This window comes from Ruegeria sp. R8_1, assembly GCF_017743815.1.
In the GTDB taxonomy this organism is placed as follows: Bacteria; Pseudomonadota; Alphaproteobacteria; order Rhodobacterales; family Rhodobacteraceae; genus Ruegeria; species Ruegeria lacuscaerulensis_A.
The window spans coordinates 50,120-60,815 of sequence record NZ_JAGHRL010000006.1; the positions used below are offsets into that span (position 1 = coordinate 50,120).

Here is a 10,696-nt window from a genome sequence, read left to right on the forward strand (position 1 = left end):
CCTAGGGACATGATCATCAATCACCCTCTGCTTGGGCCCCGCGATGCCTCAGAGTTCACCTATCTGGGCGATGCATCCCTGATCGACCGGCCCGACGGTATGGCCGAGAATGCGGCTGATGCGTTTTATGACTATGCCTATCTGCGCGACAATCCCGCCGGTGAACACCGCGAGCTGTGGTATCACGAGGCCGGGGACCGGTCTTGGCTGGTTGTCACCCGCAACACCTTGACCCACAAGATTTCAAAGGTGGAACTGGCCCGCGATGTGGCCCGCGCGCGGGGACGTTCGAAATGACGCAAGCAAACCGGCTGAACGGCGGGCAGATCGACCGCAACACAACCCTCAACTTCCGGTTTGACGGGCGCAGTTATACCGCGCATCCCGGAGACACGCTGGCCTCGGCGCTGCTGGCCAACAATGTGCGGTTGATCGGGCGGTCGTTCAAATACCACCGCCCGCGCGGGTTGATGACGGCGGGGTCCGAGGAGCCCAACGGAATCGTAGAACTGCGCAGCGGAGCGCACAAGGAACCCAACACCCGCGCCACGACGATCGAGATGTTCGACGGCTTGCAGGCAAACTCGCAAAACCGCTGGCCAGGTTTGCGGTTCGATGCTTTGGCGGTGAATGACCTGTTCTCGAACTTCCTGTCGGCGGGGTTCTACTACAAAACCTTCATGTGGCCCGCCGCGTTTTGGGAGAGACTGTACGAGCCGATCATCCGCCGCGCCGCCGGTCTAGGCTCACTGTCAATGGAGGCCGACCCGGATGAATACGACAAAGGGTTTCGTCACTGTGATCTGCTGATCATCGGCGCCGGGCCTGCGGGGCTGATGGCAGCGCTGACCGCCGGACGCGCGGGCGCGGATGTCATTCTGGCGGATGAGGATTTCACGCTGGGCGGACGTCTGAACAGCGAGACCTTCTCGGTCGGCGACCACAGCGCGCCCGACTGGGCGGCACAGGCTGTGGCTGAGCTTTCCGCCATGCCGAATGTCCGGCTGATGCCGCGCACCACGGTGATCGGAGCCTTCGACCACGGCATCTATGGGGCCGTCGAGCGAACCGGCGATCACCTGCCCGCGCTGCCCGCAGGCAAACCGCGCCAGATCCTGTGGCGGATCTACAGCCAAAAGGCGCTGCTGTGTGCCGGGGCGACCGAGCGGCCAATTGCGTTTGAAAACAATGACCGGCCCGGCATCATGACGGCCAGCGCGCTGCGGACCTATGCCAACCGCTTTGCGGTGACAGCTTCGCCTCGGGTTGCGATCTTTACCAACAATGATGACGGCCACCGCACGGCCTCGGACCTGCACGTCAAAGGCGTCAAGATCGCCGCCGTGGTGGATGTGCGCGACGATGCCCCCCTCAGTTATGATTATGAAGTGCTCAAGGGCGCGCAGGTCGTAAACACCAAGGGCCGTCTGGGCCTGAGCTTTGTCGAGGTCGCCTTGCCGGATGGCTCGATCCGCACGCTGGATTGCGGCGCACTGGGCGTGTCGGGCGGCTGGAACCCGAATGTTCATCTGACTTGCCACCAACGCGGGCGGCCTGTTTGGAATGACGCCCTTGCTGCTTTCGTTCCGGGTGAAAACCTACCGGTCGGCATGTCCGTCGCGGGTTCAGCCAAAGGCGTGATGTCGACCCATGGTGCGCTGCGCTCGGGTGCCGAAGCGGCCGCCACCGCGCTGGACCTGACCACTCTGCCCGACCTGCCCGAGGCCGAGGACGCGCCGATCGCGCAAAAACCGTTCTGGTATGTGCAGGGCTGCAAACGCGCCTGGGTCGATCAGCAGAACGACGTGACCGTCAAGGATGTGAAGCTCAGCTATCAGGAAGGCTTCCGCTCGGTCGAGCATCTGAAACGCTACACCACGCTGGGCATGGCCACCGATCAGGGGAAGACCTCGAACATCACGGGCCTTGCGATTATGGCCGAGGTCGCGGGCAAGTCGATCCCCGAGACCGGCACCACAATTTTCCGCCCGCCCTATACGCCCGTGCCCATCGGTGCCTTCGCGGGCCGAATGACGGGCAAAGAGTTCCACCCGACCCGCCTGACGCCCTCGCACCATTGGGCCAAGGAACGCGGCGCGGTGTTTGTCGAGGCCGGGAACTGGCTGCGCGCGCAGTGGTTCCCCCTGCCCGGCGAAACCCATTGGCGCGAGTCCGTCGACCGTGAGGTACGCCAGACCCGCGCTTCGGTCGGGGTGTGCGACTGCACCACGCTGGGCAAGATCGACGTGCAGGGCACGGATGCCGCCGCGTTCCTCAACCGCGTTTACGCCAACGGCTTTGCCAAGCTGGCGGTCGGCAAAACCCGCTATGGGCTGATGCTGCGCGAGGATGGCATGGTCATGGATGATGGCACCGCCGCGCGGCTGGCCGAAGATCATTTCGTCGTCACCACCACAACCGCAAATGCCGTAAGTGTTTATCGGCACATGGAATTCGTGCGTCAGTGCCTTTACCCGGACATGGATGTGCAGTTGATCTCAACCACCGATGGCTGGGCGCAATACGCGGTGGCTGGGCCCAATTCCCGCAAGTTGCTGCAAAAGATCGTGGACCCGGAATTCGATATCTCGAACGAGGCGTTTCCCTTCATGGCCTGCGGCACCATCACCGTCTGTGGTGGATTACGGGCGCGGCTGTTCCGTATCTCGTTCTCGGGCGAATTGGCGTTCGAGATCGCCGTCCCGTCGCGCTATGGCGATGCGCTGATGCGACGGTTGATGAGTGAGGGCAAAGAGTTCGACGTCACCCCCTATGGTACCGAAGCGCTGAGCGTGATGCGCATCGAAAAAGGCCACCCGGTCGGCAATGAGTTGAACGGCACCACCACGGCGCTGAATCTTGGTCTGGGCAAGATGGTATCAAAGAAGAAAGACAGCATTGGATCGGTTCTCTCCGAACGCGAGGCCCTGACCGCGCACGATGCGCTGAAACTGGTCGGGCTGAGACCGGTCAACCCCGAGGACAAGATCACCGCTGGCGGCCACTTGATGAACACGGATGGCCCGGTCGATGCGGCGCATGATCAGGGTTATGTGACCTCGGCGGCCTATTCGCCCAATCTGAACAGCAATATCGGGCTGGGCCTGCTGAAACGCGGCGATGCGCGGATGGGTGAGAAGATGCGCCTTGTTTCGCCACTTACCGACCTAACGGTCGAGGTCGAAATTGTCTCGGCCCATTTCATTGACCCCGAAGGAGAACGTCTGCGTGCATGATCTTGTAGCAATAACCGCCCTCGGCGGGGCCGCGCCGCGCGTAGACACGGTCGGGCCGGTCACATGTACCGAGGTGCCCGACGTGGCGCTGGCCTCAGTCGCGGCTCGGTTGGGACAGGAAGCCAAGGCACGCACAGCGTTGGCCCAAGTGATCGGCGCACCTGTACCCGACAACCAGCGCATAGCAGGTGGCGAGAAAACCGCCTTTTGGTCCGGCCCCGATCAATGGATGGTCGAGGCCCCCTATGAAGGCCACCAAGACCTTGCGGATCAGGTCAAGGCAACCGTCGGGAATACAGCATCCGTCACCGAACAGACCGACGCCTGGGTACGGTTCGACCTGCGCGGTGATGGCATTCCGTCAGTGTTAGAATTGCTAAGCCAGCTGGACCTGCGCCGCCTGTCCTCCGGCACCGCAGCACGCTGTTCGATCCACCATGTCGGGTGTTACCTTTTGTGCCGCGATGCAGATCATTACAGCATATACGGCCCACGATCCTCGGCCGGGTCGCTACATCACGCTGTGCTGACCTCGATGCGATCGGTCTACTAAACTGATGGCAGTGGCGCATTGCCCTCGACCCGGAACCGGTTGATCCGGCGGCGATCCTCGGCCGGGCTGAGTCCGAATGCAGCCCGGTAATGGGTCACCAAAGGCGCGGCGGAACTATAGCCGACAGATGCGGCGATCTCGGGGATCGGATCCGCTGTGTACATCACCATCTGCCGCGCGGCCTTCATACGCATGGCCCTGTAGTAGTGACTGGGGCTTTTACCAGTTGCCCGTTTGAAGGCACGTTCAATCTGGCGCGGCGTGACGCCTATTTCCCGTGCGACGTCGGCGATCGAGACTGGTTCGCTCATATCCTGTCCAAACAGCGCAACGCAGCGCGCGACAAGCGGCGGAAGACTGTCGCCCGTTTCCGGTTGTGTGGCACTGGGCACCTGTTGGCGCACCCCGGCTCCACGCATCATGGGGTGCTGAAACCAACAGGCAACCTCATGCGCGATTTCCGCTCCAAGACGATCCTGAATCAGATGCAATGCCAGATCAAACCCTGCTGCGGCCCCGGCGGCGGTGTAGCGCGTTGCGGTTCTGACGATGACTTCACTCCGGGCATCAAAATCGGGAAACTCGGCCTCGAACGCCGCTTCATAGCACCAATGGACCGAGACCGGTTGCCCTTGCATCGTGCCCGAGCGGACAAGCGGGAACACACCACCGCTGATCCCACCCAGAATTGTTCCGTGTCGCCCAAGGCTGCGCAAAGCAGCATTTCCCGCGCTGGCGTTTTCAAACCTCGAGGTCGGGCTACTAAGAAGGAACAGAATGTCGACTTCACCGTGATCCAGCAAGCCGCGCATTGCGTCAAATCCCACCTCGGCGCTAGAACGTACCTTTTGTCCGCGCTCGGACAGTAAAGTCCAACAAAAGGTCTCCTGCCCTGCGATCTCGTTGGCGGCACGCAAAGGTTCGATAACCGAAGTCAGGCAAGCCATCGGAAAGCCATCAAACAGCAGAAAACCAATCTCGATTCTGTCATCTCTGCACATTGAATTATCCTGGCCACAAGTCCGCATCCGTGAACAGATTCTTCACGAACGGAAACAACCCTGACGAACTACGGGCGCAGCATGCCAAGCATCCTCTCACGTCGACGTTGTATCGACTTGCGAAAGGCTAAATCACTGACCAGAGCCAGCGGAAGCAGAACCCTCTCACCGACGCCGTCGATGACAGTCAACTTTCCGCCACGCTCTTGAGCGCGCACTACATTTTCATGGCTCATGTCTCCGACGATGATCCGTCCGCGCTCCAGATCGTCCATTAACTCGGCGAAATCATCGTGCAAACGCTTCAGAGCAACGGGATCGTCTTTGACCAACAGCCACTCGCTGTAAACCGTCGGCGCCAGTCCGCCATCGGGACCTGTCAGTTTTTCTACGGCCATGGCTGGCCCCAATGAGGTTGGTGCGTAACCCATAAACAGCGCAAGGCGCTCAATTTCTGGACACCCCCTGTGCAGCGCGGCGAGGTACTCGTTAGCCTCGCGGTTCCATTGGCGTAAAATGCCGTATCGTCTTTCGGCATAGCGCTGGACAGCGTGATTTCTGACAGGAATGTCCGCTCTGACCTTTAGCAGCGCGTCGTCGTGATCCGGGTGTTCGAAAATCAGGTAGTTGCGACTTTCTCGCAAAGGCTTACGCCCACTGAGATCAATCATTTAGTGTTGCCCTATGATAGAAGACGACGGTCGCGTCATTCGGAATAAAGTGTCAAACCGGAATTGGCTTAATAAAACCTTCTTAGAATTGTTACAAATGACTTTTGCCCAAACCAAATGAAAAACGCCCCGTCGGGAAAGACAGGGCGTAGTTAGTTCATATCGTCCCGTTACGGCCCGACCGGAGGCGGAGGCAACAGAATGAAAGTGACATCACCGCGGCTTTCAACTACCGGAACATGTGTCCAATCCATAGGGTCGAAAGGAGGCATTTCCTTTTTGCAATCTTCAGGTTGTTTATGACAGATGAAAACCTCGGCCCCGGTTAGATAAGCCAGGCGCAGCTGCAGCCCACGCGAAAACTGGATTCCAGCCGAACGCGCGCCGTTCAAACCAAGAAATTCACCATAAATATGGATCGCGCTCGTGCCTTCAGGAATGGACGCCGCCAAATCGCGGGTGGTTTTTTGCCATTCCGGAATTTGAAAGTAAGTCGCGCGTCCAAATAGGATCAACTTGATCAACAGCACGTACATTATTGTAATCCGCGCGACACTCGCCCACCTGCCTGGTGTTTTGGCCATGTGCAAGGTTGCCGTGGTAAAGGTAAATCCGATGAGGATCCAAATCCAGCCATAGGCACGCACAGGCACCAACACGCCGGACATCAGTGACTTGGCGAACAAAGGTGCAAGACCGGCCAGCGCTGCGGCCAAAACGGCTATGGCAGTGAACCGTTGCCAACGAAACAAGCAAACCCATGCCCCACCGAAAAACAGCAACAGCACAGCTCCGGTTCCTGCAGTCCCACCCCCGAATTGGCGGACGGTCATCATTAGAAACCGTTTCAGCTTGCCCAGGTTTACTATCAGGTCATCCAGCGTTTTGGCTTCTGTCGGGGCCCGCCACTCGGCTATGGGGATACCGAAAACGCCGTGGTAGAGATAATTGAGCGAGTAAACCGACACGACCGCCAGCACGAGACTGACAAAGAAGACAAACAACGTGGTGACCATGCTTTTGTAAGTCTGTGGCGCTTTGTGCGACAATAACAGCAGCGTCAGCAACAGAAACGGATAGGTCGTATAGGCCATGAAGGACAGTGGCACTGCGATCAACATCAGGGCCAGCGCGATGCGATGGGGCAAAAACACCACCGCAAGCGCAAAAAACGCAATAACCCATGCCCCAGGCAACAACGTGTTGAACCAAAAGCTGATCAAAAATGTCGGGATCGATAGCACCACGAACAAGGTAAAGTAGCCGCGGTACCAACCCGGAGCATCCCGGCCAAAAACGATCAAGGCTGTCGATGCCGCAAAAATGGCACAGGCGATAAGGTAAAGTGCAAAACTGACGGGCGCAGGCCAAAGATAAGGGCGAAACTGCCACCAGTAATTCAACCAGCGCCCTTCATCCAGCGCTTTTCTATACGCCATTTCTTTGGTTCCCAGCAAAGCCGGGAAGTCATCATGCCGAACCAGCGGATCGAACAGTAAGGGCGCGTAAACCAGAACAAGCGCCGCCAGTCCCAGCAACGAAAACCGGATGACATCGCCTCCCAAAGACTGTGTACTCATCATTTACTCCGGTGAGCGCGGGCGATGACCGAGGCGCGAGCCTGCGCGATCGAGGTAACGGTTTTTTGCGGCAATTGGCGAACGATAATCTTGCGCAGGTTCCATCCGAAGCTGCCGACCTCTTTCAGAGCACCTGCCGCGACTTTAGTGCTCAACACCTCGGTCGGCAGAGTTTCGGCTCCTGCGTCACTGGCATAAAGAACGCTGTTGTAGCGATACCAAGGCTCAATCGAGCTGTCTTTGAACAGAACGGGGCGCAAGCAGTCATAGGCAGTGTAACCACGCTCGGCAAACAGGCCCTGCCAGAATGCCAAAGGCTGCTCGTTGACGTGGAACTCTCCTCCTTGCCCGGGCACTGCCGCCGAAAAAAGTACGAGATCGCTGTGGGTTGTCAGGCTTTGCACAAGGCTGGCGGACGCCGCATTGGGAAGGTGCTCTCCGACTTCAAGCGATTGCGCCAAACCAAACTTCCGACCCAAGTCAACGGGTTTGCTCAGGTCTTCAGCAAAAAAAGACTCGGGCGCGATAGCCAACCGATCCCGGTCAACATAGTCACCATCGACCCCGGCAACATCCGGGCAACCGGCAGCTGCCCATTCGGACAACCATACACCTCGTCCACATCCGAAATCCACAACGCTTTCTGGTTTAACCCAGGCGCGCAGGCACTTAATCAACCGAACAGCCGACTGCCTTGCGCCGCGGTCGATATAGTCGAAGAACTCGTTGGAATAGATATGTGACATCTCAACTCTCTAAATTGAATTCTCTTCGCGATAGACCCACAGCCGCAGGATCACGAAATTGATGACAGGTAGAACGACAACCACCACCCCAGCCGTTGCAAGCTCGGACATGTTCAGTCTGGGGCCAAGAACCGATGTCAGAACCGAAGACACGATCAATCCGATGCCAATCATGCACAAAAATCGACCAAACTGAGCTGGAACGGCCAGCTTCTTTTCAAAGGTCCAGCTGGTTTGGCCGACATACTGGATAAGGATGGCCGACCCAAACGCCAGAAAGTTTGCAACCCAAGACGATCCGAACAACCTGAGCAACCCCAGATAGGCCAGGATATAGTAAACGGCCACACCCGTTCCCACGACCGCAAAGCGGACTATCCGGCGGCGTTCGCTCATGCTTGTTTGCTCATGGTTTCCGGCGTGTTCTCAACCACGCCGCCGACTTGTTCGTCGATGAAGAACAAGGGGCGCCCTTTGGCTTCGATGTAGAGCCGTCCGAGGTATTCGCCTATAATACCTAATGTCAGCAACTGGATACCCGAGAAGAAGCTGATCACCAGAACGGTCGAGGCCCAACCAGCGACGGTGCTGTAAAGGATCAGCGACCAGAACACATAAACCAGCATCAACGCCGCAACGATCAGGGTTAAGAACGCAAGGCGCGTGGCGATCTGTAGCGGTTTGATAGAAAAACTGGACAACGCATCAAAGGCCAGGCGGATCATTTTGGACATGGGGTATTTGGTCTCGCCAGCGACCCGTGGGTCACGCACATATTCGATACCAATCTGCCGGAACCCAGCCCAGGCGAACATCCCGCGTATGAAACGTGCACGTTCTGGCATATCCAGCACCGCGTCCAACACACGGCGGCTGACCAGTCGGAAATCACCTGTGTCATTCGGGATCGGGACATCCGACAACCGGTTGAGAATGCGATAGAACCCATGAGCGGTCAGCTTTTTGAACCAGCTTTCTCCTTTGCGCTCGCTGCGGCGGCCGTACACCACATCGTATCCGCGATCCATCATCGCCATCATGTCAGATAGCAATTCGGGCGGATCCTGCAGGTCCGCATCCAACATAAAGATGCGCTCACCCGTCGCGGCCATCAACCCGGCTGTCAAAGCCACCTGATGCCCCCTGTTCGTGGACAGTTTCAGACCACGCACTCGCGGATGCTTCTGGCTTTGTAAACAGATCCCATCCCAGGTGTCGTCGGTCGAACCATCGTCGACCAACAGGATCTCGGTGTCGCCGGACCATGCGTCTGTTGCTGCGATCAAGCGCTCTACCAGAGCTGGCAATGAGTCCTCTTCGTTCATACATGGAACGACTACAGACAGTAACATTTAACCTCCGAACGCGATCTGTCCTGCTCGATTTTGTGGCGAATATTTCGCTTCTGTTGGAACACGTCGCTTTGGTTTAGCTTCTTCGTATTGGGTCGGAACCCTTGATATCTTAACACCCGGGCGCCGCTAATCGGTAAGTTCCAGTTTTCAGACCGTAGTTACCAATGCGACACATTCAATCACCCGTGCAGACGGACTGCACGCAAAATATTCGCGCCGTTCTTGCCTGTACGATGTGGCAGCAATGAGCCCATCTTAAGACAAAGCGTTGTCTGATGATCCAAAACCGCAACTTGATTGCAGGTCTGCACAGTTTTTCCAACGAAAATCAAACCTTCGGCTGGTCATGACCCGCGTTTTTAGTATCAACTGTGGCTAACCAACGAGGGAGAGAAAAATGAAAAAGCTATTGTTGGCTGCATCAGCTGCATCGCTGCTAGCCACATCAGCATTCGCTGAGGTCAAGGTCGGGATGATCACTACCCTTTCGGGCGGCGGAGCCGGCCTGGGTCTTGACGTGCGCGACGGGTTCCTTCTGGCGATTGAACAGTCAGGACGTGACGACATCGAAGTCGTGATCGAGGACGACCAGCGCAAGCCCGACATTGCGGTGCAACTGTCAGACAAGATGATTCAATCAGAACGCGTCGACGTCATGACAGGCATTATTTGGTCGAACCTTGCCATGGCCGTCGTTCCAGCAGCGGTTAACCAGAACGTGTTCTATTTATCCCCCAACGCAGGCCCTTCGGCCTTGGCGGGAAAAGGATGCCATCAGAATTATTTCAACGTGGCATGGCAGAATGATAACCTGCACGAAGCGGCCGGAGCATACGCAAATGATGCTGGCTACAAGAAGTCTTTCATTCTGGCTCCGAATTACCCGGCGGGTACGGATGCACTGACCGGGTACAAACGTTTCTTCGATGGCGACCTGGCCGGAGAGATTTACACCCAGCTTGGTCAAACGGACTATGCCGCCGAGCTCGCCCAAATCCGCGCGAGTGACGCAGACAGTGTATTTTTCTTTCTGCCCGGCGGCATGGGGATTTCTTTTCTCAAGCAATATGCCGACAGCGGAATCGATCTGCCTGTCGTCGGCCCGGCCTTTAGCTTTGATCAGGGTATCTTGCAGGCAGTGGGTGATGCAGCCTTGGGTGTTGTGAACACCTCGCAATGGAACAAGGATATCGACAATCCGACCAACAAGGCTTTTGTCGATAGCTTCAAGGCCGAATACGGCCGCCTGCCGTCGCTTTACGCCAGCCAGGGTTTCGACACCGCGAACCTGCTTTTATCCGCATTGGAAAAAGCCGATCCGTCAGACGCAAGTGCTTTCCGCGAAGCCCTGCGAGCCGCTGAGTTCGACAGCACGCGCGGGGATTTTGCATTTGGTCCGAACCACCACCCGGTACAAACGATCTATGCGCGTGAAGTGATCAAGGAAGGTGATGTTTTTACCAACAAGATCATCGGCACCGCGCTTGAAGCTCATTCGGACGCCTACGCCGCCGAGTGCAAAATGTAAGAAACGACTGCTGCCCGCCGTCAACC

Annotated in this window: 10 protein-coding genes; 4 read left to right on the forward strand and 6 right to left on the reverse strand. The window is 57.5% G+C overall.

Annotated features, from left to right (window positions below; translation table 11 throughout):
• Nucleotides 1-9: 9 nt before the first annotated feature.
• The 3 genes from J7380_RS14265 to J7380_RS14275 are packed head-to-tail and all read left to right on the forward strand — an operon-like array spanning nt 10 to nt 3,789.
• The gene (locus tag J7380_RS14265; RefSeq protein ID WP_209196458.1) at nt 10-297 is read left to right on the forward strand and encodes a sarcosine oxidase subunit delta; all 288 of its coding nucleotides are present in this window, start codon (nt 10-12) and stop codon (nt 295-297) included.
• A complete protein-coding gene (locus J7380_RS14270; protein ID WP_209196459.1) occupies nt 294-3,236 on the forward strand; it encodes a sarcosine oxidase subunit alpha family protein in 2,943 nt (980 codons plus the stop codon). The genes J7380_RS14265 and J7380_RS14270 overlap by 4 nt, the downstream gene beginning before the upstream one ends.
• Complete coding sequence (locus J7380_RS14275) at nt 3,229-3,789, forward strand: sarcosine oxidase subunit gamma (RefSeq protein WP_209196460.1); 561 nt, start codon at nt 3,229-3,231, stop codon at nt 3,787-3,789. The genes J7380_RS14270 and J7380_RS14275 overlap by 8 nt, the downstream gene beginning before the upstream one ends.
• Here J7380_RS14275 and J7380_RS14280 read toward each other — a convergent pair.
• The 6 genes from J7380_RS14280 to J7380_RS14305 form a co-directional block, all read right to left on the reverse strand.
• Complete coding sequence (locus J7380_RS14280) at nt 3,786-4,790, reverse strand: helix-turn-helix domain-containing protein (RefSeq protein ID WP_209196461.1); 1,005 nt, start codon at nt 4,788-4,790, stop codon at nt 3,786-3,788. The genes J7380_RS14275 and J7380_RS14280 overlap by 4 nt on opposite strands.
• 68 nt (nt 4,791-4,858) lie before the next feature.
• Nucleotides 4,859-5,461 (reverse strand): YrbL family protein, encoded by a 603-nt coding sequence (locus J7380_RS14285; RefSeq protein ID WP_209196462.1) that lies wholly within the window; start codon nt 5,459-5,461, stop codon nt 4,859-4,861.
• Between the two features lie 170 nt (nt 5,462-5,631).
• The gene (locus J7380_RS14290) at nt 5,632-7,041 is read right to left on the reverse strand and encodes a hypothetical protein (protein ID WP_209196463.1); all 1,410 of its coding nucleotides are present in this window, start codon (nt 7,039-7,041) and stop codon (nt 5,632-5,634) included.
• Nucleotides 7,041-7,787, reverse strand: coding sequence for a methyltransferase domain-containing protein (locus J7380_RS14295; RefSeq protein ID WP_209196464.1), 747 nt, complete (start codon nt 7,785-7,787; stop codon nt 7,041-7,043). The genes J7380_RS14290 and J7380_RS14295 overlap by 1 nt, the downstream gene beginning before the upstream one ends.
• Before the next feature lie 9 nt (nt 7,788-7,796).
• Nucleotides 7,797-8,183, reverse strand: coding sequence for a GtrA family protein (locus tag J7380_RS14300; protein WP_209196465.1), 387 nt, complete (start codon nt 8,181-8,183; stop codon nt 7,797-7,799).
• The gene (locus J7380_RS14305) at nt 8,180-9,139 is read right to left on the reverse strand and encodes a glycosyltransferase family 2 protein (RefSeq protein WP_209196466.1); all 960 of its coding nucleotides are present in this window, start codon (nt 9,137-9,139) and stop codon (nt 8,180-8,182) included. The genes J7380_RS14300 and J7380_RS14305 overlap by 4 nt, the downstream gene beginning before the upstream one ends.
• A 400-nt stretch (nt 9,140-9,539) precedes the next feature.
• Here J7380_RS14305 and J7380_RS14310 point away from each other — a divergent pair, with 400 nt between their 5' ends.
• Nucleotides 9,540-10,670, forward strand: coding sequence for an ABC transporter substrate-binding protein (locus J7380_RS14310; RefSeq protein WP_209196467.1), 1,131 nt, complete (start codon nt 9,540-9,542; stop codon nt 10,668-10,670).
• The last annotated feature ends 26 nt before the right edge of the window (nt 10,671-10,696 follow it).

Coding starts and splice junctions, on each gene's coding strand:
- J7380_RS14265 (WP_209196458.1), top strand. CDS start 10: ATGATCATCAATCACCCTCTGCTTGGGCCCCGCGATGCCTCAGAGTTC.
- J7380_RS14270 (WP_209196459.1), top strand. CDS start 294: ATGACGCAAGCAAACCGGCTGAACGGCGGGCAGATCGACCGCAACACA.
- J7380_RS14280 (WP_209196461.1), bottom strand. CDS start 4,790: ATGTGCAGAGATGACAGAATCGAGATTGGTTTTCTGCTGTTTGATGGC.
- J7380_RS14285 (WP_209196462.1), bottom strand. CDS start 5,461: ATGATTGATCTCAGTGGGCGTAAGCCTTTGCGAGAAAGTCGCAACTAC.
- J7380_RS14290 (WP_209196463.1), bottom strand. CDS start 7,041: ATGAGTACACAGTCTTTGGGAGGCGATGTCATCCGGTTTTCGTTGCTG.
- J7380_RS14295 (WP_209196464.1), bottom strand. CDS start 7,787: ATGTCACATATCTATTCCAACGAGTTCTTCGACTATATCGACCGCGGC.
- J7380_RS14300 (WP_209196465.1), bottom strand. CDS start 8,183: ATGAGCGAACGCCGCCGGATAGTCCGCTTTGCGGTCGTGGGAACGGGT.
- J7380_RS14305 (WP_209196466.1), bottom strand. CDS start 9,139: ATGTTACTGTCTGTAGTCGTTCCATGTATGAACGAAGAGGACTCATTG.
- J7380_RS14310 (WP_209196467.1), top strand. CDS start 9,540: ATGAAAAAGCTATTGTTGGCTGCATCAGCTGCATCGCTGCTAGCCACA.